Source organism: Aeromonas sp. S15(2024) (assembly GCF_041402265.1).
Lineage (GTDB): Bacteria > Pseudomonadota > Gammaproteobacteria > Enterobacterales > Aeromonadaceae > Aeromonas > Aeromonas dhakensis.
In genome coordinates this window covers 1-18,397 of record NZ_JBGLQY010000009.1, presented here as the reverse complement: position 1 = coordinate 18,397, position 18,397 = coordinate 1, and the positions used below count along the sequence as shown (strand labels likewise).

The window sequence follows — 18,397 nt, the reverse complement described above, 5'->3', positions numbered from 1 at the left end:
AGGTTCAGATGATTGCAATGGTAACGGGCGCCTCGTCCGGTTTTGGTGAATCCATCAGCCGTCAGCTGGTGCAGGCGGGCTACAAGGTGATCGGCACCGGCCGCCGCGCCGAACGGCTGGCCGCCCTGGCCGACGAGCTGGGCGCCCAGTTCCTGCCGCTGGTGTTCGACGTGCAGGACAAGGCGGCCACCCGCGCCGTCATCGACGGGCTGCCGGCCGAGTGGCGCGAGGTGGATCTGCTGGTCAACAACGCCGGGCTGGCGCTGGGGCTGGAGCCGGCCCACAAGGCAGACCTTGAGGACTGGGAACAGATGATCGCCACCAACATCAGCGGTCTGACCCTGCTGACCCGCCTGTTGCTGCCGGGCATGGTCGAGCGCAATCGCGGTCACGTCATCAATATCGGCTCCATCGCCGGCACCTACCCCTATCCGGGCGGCAACGTCTACGGCGCCACCAAGGCGTTCGTGAAGCAGTTTAGCCTCAACCTGCGCGCCGATCTGGCGGGCACCGCCATCCGCGTCACCAACGTGGAGCCGGGTCTGTGCGGTGGCACCGAGTTCTCCAACGTGCGCTTCCACGGTGACGACGCCAAGGCGGCCACCGTCTATCAGGGCGTGCAGGCGATCCAGCCGGAAGACATCGCCAATACCGTGCTCTGGATCAGCCAGCAGCCGGCTCACGTCAACATCAACAGCATCGAGATCATGCCGGTGGCGCAGACCTTCGGCCCGCTCCATATCAGCCGTCGCTGATGGCTGCTGCGGATGAAACAAGAGAGGCTCCAAAGGGAGCCTCTCTGTTTTGGTGGCCGGTTTACAGGCTCATGATCTTCTTGAACTCCTCCGGCGAATACTTCTGCTCGGTGCGCTTGGTGAGATCCGTCATCAGCTTGTAGCGCAACTCTTTGGCCATCTGATAGCTCTTCTCCAGCTGGCCATAGGAGTAGTCGGATGCCAGCCCGATGGCGGTGGCCTTGTCGCCGGCATAGGCCTGCTTCAGGCTCTGGTCGAGCAGGGCCACCTCCTTGTAGAGCTTGCTGCTCTCCTTGCTCCAGATGCCGCGCAGCAGCGGCAGGTATTTGTCCGGATCGGCGCTGGCCAGCGCGGTCAGGCTGCGGAACTGCCAGTAGGCGGAATCATCGGAGTAGCTGTCGCTGCCGCTGCGATAGGGCAGGGGATAGGACTCCAGCGTGTTGTAGAGCGGCACCATCACGGATTCGGCCAGCACGCCGTAGCTCTGCCAGATGAGCCCCTGCAGCTCTTTGGGCATCTCCTTGCGCAGCTGGATGACGTGGGATTCGAGCTGGCGATCGATGCGGATCGGCCGCTCTGCCTTGCCCGCCAGCGGGGTGCCCTCATAGGTGGCGCTCAGCAGCCTGGCCACGTCCGGCACGGCGATGGGGGCATCCGGCTTCATAAAGAGCGGGTACTGCGCCTGGCGGGTTGGCTGCTTGTGAGAGGCCGTCAGCATCTGCTGGCCGAGCCACTCCCGATCCACGTTGTAGGGGTCGGCAATCACCCCGAATGCCTTGGCGAAGTTGAACTCTTTCGGGTCGGCCTTATCCAGCAGTTTGTGCTCGCGCACGAACTCCAGCAGTCTGGGCGAGTGCAGCACGTCGGCGCCGTCGAGATTGACGCCATGGATGCGCAGGCCGTTGGCCACTATGGCGTAGCTGTCGTCCGGCACCCGCACCGCGATCCAGTGGTGGCCGGAGCCTATCTCCATCAGCCAGGCCTCGTTCACATCCGCCAGATAGAGGCTGTTGCCCTCACCGGCGCCATATTGCTCCACATAGCGGCCAAGCAGCTCGACCCCCTCTTTGGCCGTCCTGGCCTGCGGCAGGATCAGGGTGGGGATGATGGCCTCGATGACCCCCTTCTCAATCAGCGGATCGGCTTTCCGGGCCTTGTCGTTGACCTCGGCACTGGTGGTGGCCGAAATGGCGACGTTGAACTCGTTGATGCCGCGCTCCTCGTAATACTTGCCGTCCGGGTCGCTGCCGGCGGCATCCCAGTCACGGATGGCGGAGTAGGCCAAGAAAGTCTTGGGCATGGGCACTTCCAGCCCGTTACCCAGTTTCCAGGTCTTGCCCTCGTTCTGCTGTGCGGGCCGGAAGGCGAGGTACTTGTTCCAGTTGTTGACGCCAAAATCCTCGTTTCTGGCGATCATCACGCTGCCATCGGCACTGGCACCCTTGCCGACGATAAGGCCGGTACAGGCGTCGGCACTGGTGCCAAGCAGGGTGAGCAGGGTGGCGGAGAGAAGACTCAAGGTGTGTTTTTTCATGGTTATGCCCGAAAGGTTGCGGTGGATGCGCGTCAGGGGGCGGGAGAAGCGGCCGGGAGTGACCGGACTGGGGTCGGGGATCCGACGGTAGACAGGTCTGCATCTGGTTGATTTCGCAAACATATCATCCATAACGCTGCTTGCTTGCCCGATGGTGCGCCAAAATTGTATGCCTCACTGGTTGTTTGTTTTGTGATCGGCAAGGCGTTCCTGCTGTTTATGTGGCGAGGAGTTTTATAGGTAGTTGTATGTGTCGGAAATCGGGATGAAAGCAGCGGATGAGTCATGATTCTGACGCCGTCATCTGGGCCGTGACCGGCTGCGGGCTCGCCACGGTGGGGATTTCGCCCAGCCTGACAAGTTGGCCTGCAACTTGCTGGTTTTATTGCCAATGATGGGGCCTGGTGCCTCATACCATCGAATCAGCGACCTCGTCATGCCGGTTTGGCATGCAGACTGGAGCCCCCATGGATATCAAACCCTACAGCCAGCAGCTTGCCCAGAGCGCCTCCAACAATCGCGCCCTCGCGACCCTCAGCAGCGCCGACAGCGGTCAGGGTGGCGGCGGTTGGGAAGATCTGGTCAACCTCTCCTCCCAACGGATAACCGGCCAGGCCCAGCAGGCGCTGACCTATGAACACCTGGCCAAGAACAGCAAGCTGCCGCCGGCGCTCGACATGAGTTCCGACAAGGGGGGCGTGCTGCAGCAGCTGGTGGACAAGGCGCTCGGCTTTGATCGCAAGCAGTTCAACGAGATAGAAGAGAAGCTCAAGGCGATTGCCGACAACAAGCAGCTGAGCGCCGAGGAGCGGGCGGAGCAGAGCAAGCCGTTGAACGAGCAGCGGGACGCCATGCTGCAAGACGCCATGGACCGCCTCACCGGCAAGAAGAGCAGCAAGGAAGAGAGCAAGAGCGCCTGAGCAGCGGAATGACTCGAACGGCAATCCATGGTCAGCGGGGGCAAGCCCTTGCCCCCGCTGACCACAGTGGATGAGCGGCCCTGCCGGCAACCCGCATCCGCGGTGCAATGTGAGGGCGTGCCCGCGTTCTTTGACCTGTGGGGGCCACAGGCGCACAATCCCTCTGCATGCATTCAACCGAGGGCTTTGCCGTGTACAACTTCCAATATGCCAATCCCACCCGCGTCTGTTTCGGTGAAGGCCAGATCGCCAAACTGCCCGAACTGATCCCGGCCGGCAGCCGCCTGCTGGTGCTCTACGGCGGCGGCAGCATCAAGCAGAACGGGGTCTATGACCAGCTGACCCAGGCGCTGGCAGGCCGGGAGTGGCTGGAGTTCCCCGGCATCGGGGCCAACCCCCAGTACGACCAGCTGATGGAGGCGGTGGATCTGGTCAAGCGCGAGCGCATCGACTTCCTGCTGGCGGTGGGTGGTGGTTCAGTGGTGGACGGCAGCAAGTTCGTGGCCGCCGCGGCCCGCTTCGAGGGGGACGATCCCTGGGAGATCCTGTTGCACAAGGCCCCCGTCAAGGCGGCGCTGCCGCTCGGCTGCGTGCTGACCCTGCCGGCCACCGGCTCGGAGAGCAACCCGGCCGCCGTGGTGAGCCGGGGGGAGGCCAAGCTCTCCTTCATGAACCCGTTGGTGCAGCCGGTGTTTGCGGTGCTGGATCCCACCACCACCTACAGCCTGCCGCCGCGCCAGGTGGGCAACGGGGTGGTGGATGCCTTCGTCCACATCCTCGAGCAGTACCTCACCTTCCCGGTGGGGGGTGAGGTGCAGGATCGGCTGGCGGAAGGCCTGTTGCAGGTGCTGGTGGACAACGGCCCGCGGGCGCTGGCGGAGCCCACCAACTACCAGGTGCGTGCCAACCTGATGTGGGCGGCCAGCCTGGCCCTCAACGGCCTCATCGGCCGTGGCGTGCCGCAGGACTGGTCCACCCACGCCATCGGTCACCAGCTCACCGCCCTGCACGGGCTGGATCATGCCCAGAGCCTGGCGGTGGTGTTGCCCTCCCTGCTGCGGGAGCAAGCGGCCCAGAAGCAGGAGAAGCTGGCCCAGTTCGCCGAGCGGGTGTGGCACTCCAGCCGCGAGGACAAGGCGCTGCGCATCGAGGAGGCGATCATCCGCACCGAGCAGTTCTTCCAGCAGATGGGGGTGGGTACCCGCCTCGCCGACTATGGCCTGGATGCGCGCTGCATCCCGGGGATCTGCTCCAACCTCAAGCTGTTCGGCCTGACCGCCCTCGGGGAGCAGCAGGACATAGATCCCGACAAGGTGGCGCGGATCCTCTCTCACGCCCTCTAGGCCTGAGGCCCTTGGCCAAGGGGCGATCCGGACAACAAGTGCAGCCAGGATCCTCTCTCACGCCCTCTGCTCACCGGCTGACCTACGGAAAAGAAAACGCCCCGATCATCGGGGCGTTTTGCATGGTGGCGACGAACGCTTACTCGGCGCTGCGGTCCAGCTCGCGCTCCAGCGCCGCCGCCTTCTGGCGTGCCGGATGAGTGTTGAGCCGCTGCCAGTAAGCCTGCAGGTGCGGGAACTGGGCCAGCTGACCGCTTTGCGCCAGCAGATCCACCAGAAAGGAGTTCAGGATGTCGGCGCCGGTGAGGCGATCGGCCACCAGATAGCGGCGGCTTGCCAGCACCTCATCGAGATAACCCAGCACCTTGGCGCACTCGGCTTTGGCGTAGTCCGGCAGGAAGCGCATCGGGCTGCCGTCCTTGCGCACGAACATGTCGAGCAGCAGCGGCAGAATGCCGGAGCTCTCGGCGAAGTGGAGCCACTGCAGGTACTCGGCATAGTCCGGGCTGTCGGCGGCCGGCGCCAGCCGGCCCGGGGCGTGGCGGGCGATCAGGTATTCGGTGATGGCACCGGATTCCGCCAGCACCCGGCCGTCAAACTCGATGACCGGCGACTTGCCGAGGGGGTGGACGGCCTTGAGCTCGGGCGGTGCCAGAAAAGTGGCGGCATCGCGCTGGTAGGCCTTGATCTCATAGGGCAGGCCCAGCTCTTCGAGCAGCCAGATGATGCGCTGGGAGCGGGATTTGTTCAGGTGGTGCAGGACTATCATGAATACCTCGACGCAGTGACAAGAAGCGGTAGTACGCAGCGGCGCGGCGACGGGTTCACCGCTGCAGCTAAAAAAAAGCGGGCTGATGCCCGCTCCCGCACCGATTGCGTCAGGCCTCCAGCGCCTGATCCAGATCCGCCAGTATGTCCTCGATGGCCTCGATCCCCACCGACAGCCGGATCATCTCAGGTTTCACCCCGGCCTTAGCCTGCTCCTCTTCGCTGAGCTGGCGGTGGGTAGTGGAGGCGGGGTGGCAGGCCAGCGACTTGGCGTCGCCGATGTTGACCAGCCGCTTGAAGATCTTGAGCGCATCGTAGAAGCGCACGCCCGCCTCATAGCCCTCCTTCAGGCCGAACGAGAGGATGGCCGAGGGGCGGCCGGCCATGTACTTCTCCGCCAGCAGGTAGTGGGGGTGACCCGGCAGCCCGGCGTAGCTGACCCAGGCCACCTTGGGGTGATGCTTGAGGTGGTGGGCCACCTGCAGGGCGTTGTCCACGTGGCGCTCCATGCGCAGGCTCAGAGTCTCCAGCCCCTGCAGCAGCAGGAAGGCGTTCATCGGCGCCAGCGCCGCGCCGGTATTGCGCAGCGGCACGGTGCGCACCCGCCCGATGAAGGCGGCCGGACCAAAGGCCTCGGTGTAGACCACCCCGTGATAGGAGGGCTCAGGCTGGGTCAATTGGGGGAAACGCTCGGCATGATCCGCCCAGGGGAACTTGCCCGAGTCGACCACCACGCCCCCCAGCGAGTTGCCGTGGCCGCCGACATATTTGGTCAGGCTGTGCACCACGATATCGGCGCCGTGCTCGATGGGTTTGCACAAGACCGGGGTGGCGACCGTGTTGTCGACGATGAGCGGCACGCCGCGGGCGTGGGCCACCTTGGCCAGGGCGGCAATGTCCACTATGTTGCCGGCCGGGTTGCCGATGCTCTCGCAGTAGACCGCCTTGGTCTTGTCGTCGATGAGGGCGGCGATGGCCTCGGCGCTGTCATCCTTGGCGAAGCGCACCTCGACCCCGAAGCTTGGCAGCATGTGGGCGAACAAGGTGTAGGTGCCGCCATAGAGCTGGGGGGTGGAGACGATATTGTCGCCGGCGGCGGTCAGCGCCTGGATGGCATAGGTGATGGCGGCGGAACCGGCAGAGACCACCAGCGCGGCAATCCCGCCCTCCAGCGCGGCCATTCGCTGCTCCAGCACATCGTTGGTGGGGTTCATGATGCGGGTGTAGATGTTGCCAGGCACCGCCAGGTTGAACAGATCCGCCCCGTGCTGGGCGCTCTCGAACTCGTAGGCCACCGTCTGGTAGATGGGCACGGCAACGGCCTTGGTGGTGGGGTCGTTGGCAAAGCCGTGGTGCAGGGCCAGGGTCGCATCTTTCATCACACACTCCTTGTTGGATGTTGCTGGATAGCAGTCATAGATGGATAGACGTCCAATCTATCAGGCCCTTGGCCGATGTAAACCATCAGATCCGGCAAAGCAATCTCGTCGGGGCGTGGGGGAGGTCGGCTCAGAGGCGGCGGCGATACTCCTTGTCGTCGATCTGGTGCATGTCCCACTGCATCAGACGGTTGAGCTGGCTCATGGGATCCTCGATCAGCGGCAGCGGGCGGGGCAGGATCCGCTTGAAGTAACGGCGCAGGATCTGCTGGATCCGGTTCGGTTTGATGGGGTTGGCGTGGCTCATGATGATGCTCCTGTGCTGTGGTTCTCACGTTCGCCAGCAGTATTGAGCTAAAATGCGGAAGTAAAAACTGATGACTTTCAGAGCAAGGATTTCCTCTTTTATGCCCACCAGCCGCCTCTACCAGCAATTCCAACGGCTCGCCCAGCAGCTCGGCTGCGACGAGCGGGAAATCAGCCTCGCCGAGGTAGCGGATCTGCTCTGCTGCACCCCGCGCAACGCCCGCCTGCTGCTGCGCCGCATGCAGGAGCAGGGCTGGCTCGGCTGGTCCGCCGAGGCCGGGCGGGGGCGGCGCTCCCGCCTCACCCTGCTGGACAACCAGGAGAGCCTGACCCGGCGCCGACTGCGGGAGCTGCTGAGCCAGGGCCAGCTGGCTCAGGCGGTGCGGCTGGCGGAAGATCGCCTCGATCTGCTCACCCCGCTGCTTATCGAACAGCTCGGCCAGGCCACCCGGGCAGGGCGCCAGATCCTGCGGGTGCCCTACTACCGGCCACTGCCCCAACTGCTGCCCACCGGCCCGCTGCGCCGCTCCGAAATCCACCTGAGCCGCCAGATCTTCAACGGCCTGACCCGGCGAAATGAGGAAAATGGGGAAATCGAGGGGGATCTCGCCCACCACTGGGAGTGCCTCGGCCCCTGCCACTGGCGCTTCTACCTGAGGCCGGCGGTGCGCTTTCACCACGGCCGCGAGCTGGTGGTGGAGGACGTGACGGAGAGCCTGCAGAGCCTGCGGGATCGTCCGCTGTTCGCCCATCTGGCACGGCTGGAGAGCCCCTGGCCGCGCACCCTGGATCTGCACCTCGACAGCCCGGATCCCCTGCTGCCCCACCTGCTGGCGGAGCCGGTGGCCGTCATCCTGCCGCGCGAGCTCAAGGGGGAGGCGGGCTTTGCCCTGCAGCCGGTGGGCACCGGCCCCTATCGGGTGACCGCCAACGATCCCATGCACCTGTGCCTGGAGGCATTCGACGACTACTTCGGTCTGCGCGCCCTGCTCGACGAGATCGACATCTGGATGCTGCCAGAGTTGGCGGAGCGGCTGGAGAGCCACCTGCAACTGGGGCGTGACAGCCCGGAGCTCGGCACCATGCGTGGCGAGTCCGAGCTCGAATCGGGTTGCTACTTCCTGCTGCAGGATGAGCGCTCCGGTGCCCTGCAGGATCCCGCCCTGCGCCAGTGGCTGGCCGGCCTGCTCAACCCCATCGCCCTGATGGCGCGGGTCGCCCCCGAGCTGCAGCGGGGCTGGACCAGTGCGCTGGGTCTCTTGCCCCACTGGCGGGAGGCGCAGCCGGCCCCGTTGCCGGCGCCGGCCGGGCGGCCACGTCAGCTGGTGCTGGCCTGCTTCAACCAGCACCTGGAGTTCAACGAGTGTGCCAACGCCATGAGCAGCCTGCTGGCAGAGCAGGGCATCGAGCTCGAGGTACGCACCCTGGATTACGGCCGCTGGGTGAGCGGGGCGGACGAGGACGTGGATCTCTGGCTCGGCACCCTCAACCTGGAGCACGAACACGCCTTCGCCCCCTACGCCTGGTTGCAAGGTACCCCGCTGCTGCGCAAGGTGTGGGGCGGCCAGCATGGCCTGTGGCAGGGGCTGACGCAGTGGCGTGCCAGCGGCGAGGAGCCGGGGCCGCGGGCGCTGCTGGCAAATGTGCAGCGGCAGGGCTGGTTCGTGCCGCTGTTTCACCACTGGCTGGAGCTGGAGAGCCGGGTCGGCGTGCACGGGGTGCGGATGACGGCGCTCGGCTGGTTCGATTTTCGCAGCGCCTGGCTGCGCCCGGAGCTGGCCGTCGGCGCCGGCGATACGACGGGGGAGCTTGAGTCCAGAGGCGGGCCGCGTTAGCCTGAGCGCGGTCCAACGACAAGGAGTCGATATCCATGCTGGAAATGCAGATCCAACCCCGTTTTCAAGAGACAGATGCCCTCGGCCACATCAACAATACGGTGCCGGCGGTCTGGTTCGAGTCGGCCCGCGACCCGCTGTTTCGCATCTTCTCCCCCGAGCTGGATGTGCACAACTGGCATCTGATCATCGCGGGCTACACGGTACAGTTCAAACGGGAGCTGTTCTACGGCCAGCAGGTATTGATCAAAACCGGGGTACGCCGCATCGGCTCCAGCTCCTTCACGCTCTGGCAGGAGGCCTGGCAGGAGGGCGAACTGGCGGTGACCGCCGAAACCACCCTGATCCATTTTGACTACCAGTCCCGCCAGTCCATCCCCCTGAGCGATCGCCACCGGGAGGAGCTGCGGGCCTGGCTGATAGAAAGCTAACCTTGGCCCTTCGGCCAATCACAGGACACTTATGCGCAATACCGTGATCGCCCTGAGCCTCGGCCTGGGACTGGGGCTCTGCTCCCTGCCTTCGATGGCGGCCTCCCTCGCCGAGCAGTTCTCCCTGATGGAAAAGGGGGCCGAGAGCGCCCTCGATACCCGTTTGTTCAGCCACGACGGCATAGACATCAAGGCCTGGGTGGATGGTGCTCCCGTCATCATCGCCGTGCCCATCATGAACGAGCAGGGCAAGCAGGAAGGGGAGAGCCGTTACTACTTCAAGGGCGGCAAGTTGTTCGGGGTGAAGGAGCCCGCCGCCCAGTTTGCCTTTGACGACAGCGGCAAGCTGACCCGGTGGCTGGACGAGAAAGGACAGCCCGCCGAGTTCGTCAGCAAGATGAGCATGCAGCAGCGGGAAGTCTGGCTCACCAAACGGGCGGCCGAGCTGGGCCAGCTGTTTGCGCCGAGCGCCGCCGAACAGAAGGCGGCCAAGGGGGGCGTCAAGCTCAAGGGGGCGGAGCTCGCCCACTGGCTCTGCAACGGCAAGCTGATGGCGCTGGCAGGTGGCGACAAGGTGACCTTCGAGCAGGCCAAGCTCAAGGGCCGTGCCGAGGGCATCGAGGGGGAAGTCTCCCTGCGCCGTGACAAGGGGTGGCAGGATCTGAGCCTCAAGTGCGAGGTGCAGGGAGCCCAGGTGACCCGCCTCACCTGGCAGCCGCTGCCGGGGGCCAACAAGCCGCAGTAAGTACGGTTGCAGCAAAGCAAGGGGCCCAGATGTGGGCTCCTTTTTATTTTGGTTATTTTGGCGGTTACTCACCCAGCCTGAGCCGGGTGAGGGCTTCCACCCGTCGCCACTGGCCGGGCTCGAACCAGCGCGCCAGGATCTCCGGCTGCTGTTCGGCCCGCCGCTCGGCGGGTAGAGGCTTGAGTTCGGCCAGATAGCCGGCCAGCTGCTGCTCGAACCCCTGCTGACTCTCCGTCAACTGGTGCAGCCGGTCCGCCGCCTCCGGCCCCAGCTGCTCGCGCAGCATTGTGTCGCGCTCGGCCGCCGGCAGCCGCTCCAGACTCTGCAGATCGCCGAGCAGGCGGCTGTTGGCCTCCGCCTCCCGAAACCACTGGGGCTGCTCCGCCAGCCAGAGTTCGAGCTCGCTCGCCAGCAGCGGCTTGTCGGCATCGCTGGCCTCCGCCAGCGCCTTGCGGCGCAGGGTCCACAGCTCCATCAGCCGATCCTCGGCAAACAGCTGCTCCTGCTCGGCCGGGGTGAAGCTCTGCTGGCGCAACTGCTCGCGCTCGTCGAACAGCACCTGCAGGCTGGCCAGGCCCGGATCGGTCGGCACCGTCAGGCTGCTTTCGGCGGCAAGAAAGGCCTCATAGCGAGCCTGCAGAGAGTGCTCATCGGATGAGGAGGCGGTCTGCCGGGCCAGGGGGGAGACCGGCTCGGCCTCTTGCGCCAAGGGGGCGGCCGAGTCGGGGCTCGGGGCGGGCCACAGCTGCCAACCCCCCAGCAGCAGGGCCGCTCCCAGCAAAGCAGCCATCAGCCATGCCTTGTTCATAGCCCCAGTCTCTGCAGGCGGTTGGCGTGCTGGCGATAGAGGCCGACCGGGTCGGTTTCGAACAGGTGGCGAATGCCAAACGACTGGTTCACCTCGTCCAGATGGTTCATCCGGTAGTCGGTGCCGATCACCTTGCCGAGGTGGCTGCTGCACACTCCGACCAGGCCGTCGTTGGGCTCCTTGAAGAAGCTGCCGGTCAGCGCCAGCGCCGGATCCACCGGATCCAGGATGTTGGTCATGGTGCCGCGCCCGCTCCAGGAGAAGTAGTAGACCCCGTTGGCAGCCTGCATGGGCCCTTCGCCGCAATACTGGCTGGGCAGCCCTTCCGGATAGCGCTGGTTGAAGCGCTGGGCGCCGGCGCTGGTGAGGGCGTCGAGGGCGGCGAGGGGATCCTGCGGCAGCTGGCTGCCCCCGGAGAGCAGCGAGATGACCCCGGACAGGGCCGAGGCGGCGGCCACCGCCAGCTTCTCGGCCACCGAGCCCGGTGCCACGTTGGCGCGCACCAGATCGGCGATCTCCGAGCCGTAGTTGACCCCGCCCACACTGGTGGCGGAGGCGACCAGCTCGGGGGCGACCGAGGCGACGTAGCGAATGGTGGGGCCGCCGTGGGAGTGGCCGATGAGGTTCACCTTCTCCGCCCCGGTGATGGCGAGCACCTGCTGTACCTGCTTGAGCAGCTGCTCACCGCGCAGTTCCGAGCTCTGGGTGGCGGAGACCTGGGCCACGTAGACCCTGGCGCCGTCCCGGGTCAGCGCCTGGGGGATGCCGTAGAAGTAGTCGACCCCGAGCAGCTTGTCGAAGCCGAACAGGCCGTGCACCAGCACTATGGGGTAGCGGGTCTGGGTATAACCTGCCGCCTGGCCCAGCATGGGCAGGGCGCACAACAGCACCAATAGCCATTTTTTCATCTTGTCCATCCTTGTGAAGAGAGACTGCCGCAGCGGCAGCCACCGGCATCATGCCGATACCGACCAGCATGGCGGAACGGGACGTTTGCATCTGTGCAAATGATCACCAAATAGACAGATTCAAAAAAGCCCTACCCATATGGGCAGGGCTGTTGGCTGTGCCAGCACAACTATCCCTTGTGTTCGCCCCTCACATAAGTTAAATAATAATTATTATCATTTGTGGTGTTGGAGCCTATGTCGGCAAGCTGGGTAAGAGGTTGGGTAGGGACGGGGGAGAGCGACAGCAGCATGGTGCACTGGAAGGTGCAGACCATGAGCGGCAACCGCCATTTCGATGCCGGTGAGCACGCCAAGGCGCTCTCCTGCTATCAGCAGGCGCTGTGGCTGGCCCGCCAGCAGTTTGCCGACTGGCACGATGTGGACGAGGCGGTGGCCGCGCTGGTGGTGGCCCACCACAACCTGGCGGATCTGCTGGTGGCGATGGCGCTGCCGGATCGGGCCGCCGACCTGCTGTGTCACATCCACGACTGCCTGCTCGCCACCAGCCAGTCCCCCGCCAGCTCCGGCGCCCTGCGGGATGCCGCCCTGCGCCACACCCGCAGCACCCATACCGAATTGCTCGCCTTCGTGCGCAAGCACGGCAGCCACGACGGCATCCGCCGCTGCCTCGGCCAGTGTCTGTGCCAGACCGAGCCAGCCCCGCAACTGCATTAATCACAATAAACAGAGGTGACCATGAGCCATACCCTGCCTGCCCTTGCCTATGCCTACGATGCACTGGAACCCCACATCGACGCGCTGACCATGGAGATCCATCACAGTCGCCATCACCAGACCTACATCAACAACCTCAATGCGGCGCTGGCCGATCACCCCGAACTGGCGGCGTTGCCGGTGGAGGCGCTGCTTGCCCGCTTCGACAGCCTGCCTGCCAAAGTGCAGGGCGCCGTGCGCAATCACGGCGGCGGCCACGCCAACCACAGCCTGTTCTGGCGGGTGATGAGCCCGCAGGGGGGTGGCGAGCCGGCCGGCGAGCTGGCTGCGGCGATCCAGCGGGATCTGGGCGGGTTTGAGGCCTTCAAACAGGCCTTTACCCAGGCCGCCCTGAGCCGTTTTGGCAGCGGCTGGGCCTGGCTGGTGGTCGATCGCAGCGGCAAGCTGCAGGTAGTGAGCAGCGCCAACCAGGACAGCCCCCTGCAGGATGGGCTGGTGCCCATCTTGGGGCTGGATGTGTGGGAGCACGCCTACTACCTCAAGTACCAGAACAAGCGCCCCGACTACATAGCCGCGTTTTACAAGGTGATCGACTGGAATGAGGTGGCGCGGCGCTACGTGGCGGCGCTGGCCTGAACGCTGGAAATACCAAGCCCAATAAAAGAGACCCGCCTGATGGCGGGTCTCTTTTATTGAGGGGTCTGCACGCTGCCGGTTGGCGGGGCCGCACTGGCGGCAGCCGGAGTTTCTAAGGGAGTGGCTTCGCTCGGCACGGCTGCACTGGTGGCCTGGGCACCGCTGGTTGCGGCCGCCGCACTGGTGGCAGTTGCTGCACTCACCACCGCTGCCGGCTTGGCCTTCGGCTGATGAGAGGGCGGCTTGATGGGCAGGCAGGGTTGGCTAGCGCCTATGGTGCTCAACGCCTGGCAGGGAACCGGGCCGCCGATGACGATGGGCTCGCCGAGGAACTTGGGTCCCTTGTCCAGCACGTAGAGGTCGAGCAGCCCCATCAGGCGGGCGAACACCTCGCGCACCCGGGTCTTGATGCCCTGATAGGCGCTGGGATCCACGGCGTTGAAGCCGACCGCCTCGATGCCGAAATGGCGGGCGATGAAGATGGCGCGCTCGTTGTGAAAAGCCTGCGAGACCACGGTGAAGTGGGCCTGGCCGAACACCTCCTTGGCCCGCACGATGGAATCCAGAGTCCGGAAACCGGCGTAGTCGCTATAGATGGCGCTGGCCGGGATGCCGGCCTGGATCAGGGCCCGCCGCATCTGGCGCGGTTCGTTGTACTGCACGGTGGCGTTGTCGCCGGAGACCAGGATGTAGTCCACCTTGCCGTTGTTGTAGAGCTCGGCGGCGGCCTTGATCCGGTATTTGAAGTAGTGGTTCGGGCTGCCGCCAATCAGGTATTTGGAGGTGCCGAGCACCAGGGCGACCCGGTTGTAGGGCACCGCATTGACGTCGTCATAGGTGTAGTGACGGGCGTCCGAGACGGTCCACTCGCTGTAGCCAAGCAGGGCGGCGGCAGAGGCCAGCAACAGGCAGAGGCAGGCGAGCAGGATCTTGGCAAACTTCTTCATGCGCGGTGCGGTTCGGGTCTGAAGTAAGAGATGACAGGGGGTCATTCTATTACAAGTTGCCGCCGCGCGTCAGGCTTGATGACCGCAGATGGCGTCACTCGGGCAGAGGTTGTCGCATGGCGGGAGTGGCTAACTGATTGATCCTGTGCCGCTTATCATCCTCCAATAAAAAGGGCGGCCATGGCCGCCCTTGAGTATTGATGCCAGCGTCTCAGTGGGAGGAGTCGTTGGCCTTGCACTCGTCGGAGTCCTTGTTGGCCTCCCACCAGGGCAGCAGCTCGCGGCCGAGCCACTGCTGGTAGGCCTCGCTGTCATTGGCAATCAGCTGGTCCAGCTCGGCTTCGAAGGCGCTCATCGCCTGCTGTTGATCCGGGTTGCGCAGGGCCTGGGCCATGGCCAGCCAGCTGGCGCCGCGACCGGTCTCGTTCAGGAAACGATGCACCGTGTAGGACCAGGAGTAGACCATCTCGCCGCCCTTGTCGTAATCCAGGTGCAGGATGTCGGCCAGGGCCGGACGATCCCCTGCCGGGCGGCCGGCGACGTTGTCCAGACCGCGGGCGAAGCACTGGCCGTGGGCGATGAATTCCGCCAGCCCTTCCGACCACCAGGTGGTGCGGTTGAGCGGGTAGTGGCCGAAGCTGCCGTACTGGTTGAAGCGGCCGTCCAGGTAGTGCACGTACTCGTGGCGCAGGTTCCACACCTGGAACGAAGGACGCTTCCACTCCGCCTCGTAGGCGAAGAAGCGGGCCTGGTTGCCGGGGCGAGCCGGATCTCCCTCAATGTAGATACCGCCGTTGTCGGTGGAGACGCCACCAAACAGGGCGCTGCCGTAGCGTTTCCAGTCGGCGGAGGAGTCGAAGATCACCAGCTCCAGTGCCTCGTTGTGATCGTCCGCCACCGGTTGCCAGCCGGTTTCCATCTGCTGGTGGAACTGCTGCTCTTCGGCGCCCAGTTCACGGCAGATCCCCTCGGCCTGATCCATGGTCAGATCCTGGGCTCGCAGGCGCAGGGTCGGCGAGCAGGTGTGCTCGAACGGCAGCACGTCCTCCACCCGGATCGGGGTGCAGAGCCCGGCGAAGTCACCGCTGATGCAGGCTTCGCTGGTGCGGTCCGTGTAGGTCAGGTAGTAGGTGGAGAGGGTCAGCGACATGTCTTCCAGCAGATCCTGGCTCTGCTGACCACCGGGGATCAGGTCGTGGTGGCGAACAAGGGCGATGACGGAGTCATCCAGCAGCTTGCGGTAGCCGTCGAGCTCGTCCGGGCGGGTATAGCGGGCGACCCGGTAGAGGCGGGTGTAGGCATCCAGCACGTTGTTGAGCAAGAACAGATCGGCGCCATCCCGACCTTTCCACAACGCGAGCTCGCTCATGCCGAGGGCGTGCAGCTGCTTGCGCAGCTCGCCATCCTGCTGGCGGAAGTCGTTGGCGAAGGGATCACTGTAGTCGCTGGCGAAGTCGAGGAAGTTGAGCAGATCGAACAGGCCGGTCGCCCAGGCGTGCTGGCCGTTGATCTCGCTGGCATGGCGGGTGCTGTAGGCCAGCATCTGGTTGAACTCACCGAGCAGGGTGCCAAAGCGGCTCTGCACTGCCGGGCTCTTGAACTGGCCGTGCAGGGCGATGCTCCAGGCACCGATCACGGAGCCCACCTCATCGGTGGCTTGCTCCGGGAAGAGCAGCGGATGGGCACCGAGCGCGGTCAGCGCCTCGGCCAGCGCCTCGGCGGCGGCCGGGCCGTCTTCCTTGTGCTTGCCGTAGTTGTGGTAGTTGTGGGCACGCACGTATTCCAGCAGCAGCTTCATGGCCGGATGGGCCGGCTGATTGGCCGCCAACAGGCTCTGGATGCCGCGGGACACGGCCAGCAGCTTGGCATCGTCGTGACCATAGTTCTCCTGCCAGACAGGGGCGGGCTGGCCACTGGCATCCTGCACTATCCTGGCCGCTTCGGCGTCCAGCAGATCGGTATCGGGCAGATCCGGCTCGGAGCAGGCGCGGCCGTCGGCACGGCGGCAGTCGAGCTGCTCCTCCTTGCTGGCCAGCATGATGGGGCGATTGAGCACCCGGCTCTCCTGCCATTCGGTTGTTTCCGGCAGGGTCTGCCATTCGCTGCCCCCCACCGGGTATTGATAGCCGGTGTCCTTCAAGACCACCTGTACCTCGCTGCCGGCGGGCAGGGTCTGGCGGCACACCCGATAGCTGATGGTCTTGTCCCCTTCCTGACGGGTCTGGGGTTCATCGCACTCCTGCTGGGTCTTGGCCTGTTCCAGCAACCAGGTGTACTGGCGCCAGACGTGCAGCTCGCTCACCTGACGGGCGGCCTGGCTGCCCGCAACCGGCTGCAGGCGGAAGAAGATCTGCTCGAGGCGGCCATCCCGCTCGTTGGGGGTCTCTTCCAGTACCTTCAACTGTTGCCAGTTTTGCGGCTGGTACTGCCATGCCTGCTCGGCGCAGCGCCCCTCGGCGTTGAGCTCGCAGCGAGCCAGCTCCTGCTCGCTGTGACCCAGGATGACCCGCTCCGCCAGCGGCAGACGATCCTGACGCGGCGCGGTCGGGGTACCTGCCAGGGGCTCCCAGCGGCCCTGCTTCATGCCGTAGCCAAAGTCATAGCTGCTGGCCGGGACAGCCTTGCCGGCCGGTACCACCTCTTCACAGCTGAGGTAGCGGATCTGCCAGCCCTGCTCGATCTTGAGCTGGGGTTCGCCGCACTGCTGTTCTGCCAGTGCGGCCAGGTTGGCTTCGCTCCAGTCGAAGCGACGATACACCCTCAGCTGTTGATAGGGGGCGTCGCCACTGCGGGCGCTCAGCTCGTAGGTCACTTCGGTGAGCTGATCCCCCAGCTGACGGCTGGATTCACCTTTGAGTTGATACTGTTGCCAGTCGGAGGGGGAGTAGTTGGCCAGCGCCGAAGTGGCAAGCAGGCCCGGTGCTGCCAGCAGCAGCAACCTGGTACCCAGATTGTTCATTTTTATCCCTTTGCTTGATTGTCTGCGTGATTGACGCGTGCAATCTATTCAGCTCCAAAAGGATATCAACCCACCAATCAGGCCATATAAATCATTTATTTAGATTGAATCAAAACAAAGTGAGCCCCATTGGGGGCCTGGTTGATAGCAAGGACTCATCTGCCATCTGGGGGGGATCTCAGTCTGAGGCTGGCAACTGTGATCAAAGTCTCGTTTGAGATGTGCTGGTCATGTGGCGTCGCGACAATGCGAAGCCGGCTAACACGCAGAAAAAGTGCTGACTTGTCTGAGCAGAAAGTTGGGGGGCGTAGTGAGAAGGCAGCTGGCTGCGCTCGGTATGGACGCAGAAAATGGGAGAGTGATGGCGAGTGGCGAGCAGGTGTTAACAGCCGCTGCCTGAACATGGCAGTGGGTGCTCACCCTTCACGGAGCGAGCAGATCCGCCCGAGGCAATGAACAACCTCGGGCGGGTGACAGAAGTGACGGGATCAGAGGTAGCTGACGGTCACTATGGCCATGTTGCTGCTGCCGGCAGACAGCTTGTACTGCATGGTGCTGCTGATGGTATTGAGGCTGCCAGCTTGCTGCAGGCTGGCCAGATCCATGGTCTGACGCTGGGTGCCCGAGTAGCAGGTCACGCTGTTGTCGGCGAAGTCACAGGGGGCTTCGTAGATGGTACCGGTGAAGGTGACGCTGCCATCGTAGGCGGAGGCAGTAGCAGGCAACAAAGCGGCACCCAGCAGCATGGCTGCGGCGGCAGAAGAGGCAAAACGGATGGCGCTGTTGCGAACGGAAGCGGTGGAAGTGTTCATTTTTATGTCCTTTTCGTCACATGTCGTTGTACGAAAAGGGCAACGCAATCAAAGAGAATGACACAGATACAGCTGATGACATCGCTCTTCTCAGATGGCAGCTCCGCTGTCTTAGGTTATGAACCCTTAGACCGGTGGCTTTGCGTCCCGACCTTTCGATCGGTTTGCCCTTTACTCTATGTCTAGATGATAACATCGCACTTTGAGAAATCAATCACACATAAAAAAGTGTGGGGTATCGGTCACAAATAGTTTTTTATTCTCCATTCTCAAGGGTAAACGGCTGTTTTTATTGATGTTATTTTTGAATGAATATCTTGAGAAATTCATTGTTATCCCCTTTGTCAATATTGATAACAGTCGAGTTAGACAGTTCTTTGTCGACGACCATTAATATTAGCAGGTGTAACCTTTTGGTTGAGCAAGGGGACAATGCAAGGTGGCTTATTTGTATTTCACATCGTACACGGAACCTGGTTAGAATGATTACCTGATTACCTGATTACCTGATTACCTGATTACCTGATTACCTGATTACCTGATTACCTGATTACCTGATTACCTGATTACCTGATTACCTGATTACCTGATTAC

Annotated in this window: 17 protein-coding genes and 1 riboswitch; of the genes, 8 read left to right on the top strand and 9 right to left on the bottom strand. The window is 63.8% G+C overall.

Annotation, left to right across the window (positions count from 1 at the left end):
• The first annotated feature begins 8 nt into the window (after positions 1 to 8).
• A complete protein-coding gene (locus ACB033_RS16830; RefSeq protein WP_139726468.1) occupies positions 9 to 755 on the top strand; it encodes an SDR family oxidoreductase in 747 nt (248 codons plus the stop codon).
• A gap of 61 nt (positions 756 to 816) precedes the next feature.
• Here ACB033_RS16830 and ACB033_RS16825 read toward each other — a convergent pair whose 3' ends face one another.
• Positions 817 to 2,289 carry a C69 family dipeptidase gene (locus ACB033_RS16825; protein WP_139726467.1) on the bottom strand — a complete coding sequence of 491 codons (1,473 nt, stop codon included), beginning with the start codon at positions 2,287 to 2,289 and terminating at the stop codon, positions 817 to 819.
• Between the two features lie 467 nt (positions 2,290 to 2,756).
• Between ACB033_RS16825 and ACB033_RS16820 the strand changes: the two genes are divergently transcribed.
• Both ACB033_RS16820 and ACB033_RS16815 read left to right on the top strand, forming a co-directional pair.
• Complete coding sequence (locus tag ACB033_RS16820) at positions 2,757 to 3,209, top strand: hypothetical protein (RefSeq protein WP_005308316.1); 453 nt, start codon at positions 2,757 to 2,759, stop codon at positions 3,207 to 3,209.
• Between the two features lie 167 nt (positions 3,210 to 3,376).
• Positions 3,377 to 4,552, top strand: coding sequence for an iron-containing alcohol dehydrogenase (locus ACB033_RS16815; RefSeq protein WP_082179402.1), 1,176 nt, complete (start codon positions 3,377 to 3,379; stop codon positions 4,550 to 4,552).
• 139 nt (positions 4,553 to 4,691) lie between these two features.
• Here ACB033_RS16815 and ACB033_RS16810 read toward each other — a convergent pair whose 3' ends face one another.
• The 3 genes from ACB033_RS16810 to ACB033_RS16800 form a co-directional block, all read right to left on the bottom strand.
• Entirely contained in the window at positions 4,692 to 5,321 is a 630-nt protein-coding gene (locus ACB033_RS16810) for a glutathione S-transferase family protein (protein ID WP_017783632.1), read from the bottom strand.
• A 109-nt stretch (positions 5,322 to 5,430) separates the two neighbouring features.
• Complete coding sequence (locus ACB033_RS16805; RefSeq protein ID WP_010635281.1) at positions 5,431 to 6,699, bottom strand: O-acetylhomoserine aminocarboxypropyltransferase/cysteine synthase family protein; 1,269 nt, start codon at positions 6,697 to 6,699, stop codon at positions 5,431 to 5,433.
• A 130-nt stretch (positions 6,700 to 6,829) separates the two neighbouring features.
• Positions 6,830 to 7,006, bottom strand: a complete 177-nt coding sequence (locus ACB033_RS16800; protein ID WP_017764594.1) for a hypothetical protein — start codon at positions 7,004 to 7,006, stop codon at positions 6,830 to 6,832.
• 100 nt (positions 7,007 to 7,106) lie between these two features.
• Between ACB033_RS16800 and sgrR the strand changes: the two genes are divergently transcribed.
• The 3 genes from sgrR to ACB033_RS16785 are packed head-to-tail and all read left to right on the top strand — an operon-like array spanning position 7,107 to position 10,016.
• On the top strand, positions 7,107 to 8,840 hold the full coding sequence (gene sgrR, locus ACB033_RS16795) for an HTH-type transcriptional regulator SgrR (RefSeq protein WP_371140638.1): 1,734 nt from the start codon (positions 7,107 to 7,109) through the stop codon (positions 8,838 to 8,840).
• A gap of 35 nt (positions 8,841 to 8,875) precedes the next feature.
• Positions 8,876 to 9,271: a thioesterase family protein gene (locus tag ACB033_RS16790; RefSeq protein WP_017783630.1), complete on the top strand. Its 396-nt coding sequence runs from the start codon at positions 8,876 to 8,878 to the stop codon at positions 9,269 to 9,271.
• A 31-nt stretch (positions 9,272 to 9,302) separates the two neighbouring features.
• Positions 9,303 to 10,016 (top strand): hypothetical protein, encoded by a 714-nt coding sequence (locus ACB033_RS16785; protein ID WP_371140637.1) that lies wholly within the window; start codon positions 9,303 to 9,305, stop codon positions 10,014 to 10,016.
• 64 nt (positions 10,017 to 10,080) lie between these two features.
• Here the strand turns inward: ACB033_RS16785 and ACB033_RS16780 are convergent, their stop codons facing one another.
• Both ACB033_RS16780 and ACB033_RS16775 read right to left on the bottom strand, forming a co-directional pair.
• Positions 10,081 to 10,824 carry a lipase secretion chaperone gene (locus ACB033_RS16780; RefSeq protein ID WP_371140636.1) on the bottom strand — a complete coding sequence of 248 codons (744 nt, stop codon included), beginning with the start codon at positions 10,822 to 10,824 and terminating at the stop codon, positions 10,081 to 10,083.
• Positions 10,821 to 11,732 carry a triacylglycerol lipase gene (locus tag ACB033_RS16775; protein ID WP_005308335.1) on the bottom strand — a complete coding sequence of 304 codons (912 nt, stop codon included), beginning with the start codon at positions 11,730 to 11,732 and terminating at the stop codon, positions 10,821 to 10,823. Before ACB033_RS16775 ends, ACB033_RS16780 begins: the two co-directional genes overlap by 4 nt.
• Positions 11,733 to 12,023: 291 nt before the next feature.
• Here ACB033_RS16775 and ACB033_RS16770 point away from each other — a divergent pair, with 291 nt between their 5' ends.
• Both ACB033_RS16770 and ACB033_RS16765 read left to right on the top strand, forming a co-directional pair.
• Positions 12,024 to 12,449: a hypothetical protein gene (locus ACB033_RS16770; RefSeq protein ID WP_010635274.1), complete on the top strand. Its 426-nt coding sequence runs from the start codon at positions 12,024 to 12,026 to the stop codon at positions 12,447 to 12,449.
• 21 nt (positions 12,450 to 12,470) lie between these two features.
• On the top strand, positions 12,471 to 13,085 hold the full coding sequence (locus ACB033_RS16765) for a superoxide dismutase (RefSeq protein ID WP_336289802.1): 615 nt from the start codon (positions 12,471 to 12,473) through the stop codon (positions 13,083 to 13,085).
• A 53-nt stretch (positions 13,086 to 13,138) separates the two neighbouring features.
• Here ACB033_RS16765 and ACB033_RS16760 read toward each other — a convergent pair whose 3' ends face one another.
• From ACB033_RS16760 to ACB033_RS16750, 3 genes are all read right to left on the bottom strand, one after another.
• Complete coding sequence (locus ACB033_RS16760) at positions 13,139 to 14,077, bottom strand: vancomycin high temperature exclusion protein (protein WP_371140635.1); 939 nt, start codon at positions 14,075 to 14,077, stop codon at positions 13,139 to 13,141.
• A 166-nt stretch (positions 14,078 to 14,243) separates the two neighbouring features.
• On the bottom strand, positions 14,244 to 16,991 hold the full coding sequence (locus tag ACB033_RS16755) for a collagenase (RefSeq protein WP_371140634.1): 2,748 nt from the start codon (positions 16,989 to 16,991) through the stop codon (positions 14,244 to 14,246).
• Positions 16,992 to 17,479: 488 nt separating this feature from the next.
• Positions 17,480 to 17,803: a hypothetical protein gene (locus ACB033_RS16750; RefSeq protein ID WP_005308345.1), complete on the bottom strand. Its 324-nt coding sequence runs from the start codon at positions 17,801 to 17,803 to the stop codon at positions 17,480 to 17,482.
• 93 nt (positions 17,804 to 17,896) lie between these two features.
• Positions 17,897 to 17,982, bottom strand: a riboswitch (cyclic di-GMP riboswitch).
• Between the last annotated feature and the right edge of the window lie 415 nt (positions 17,983 to 18,397).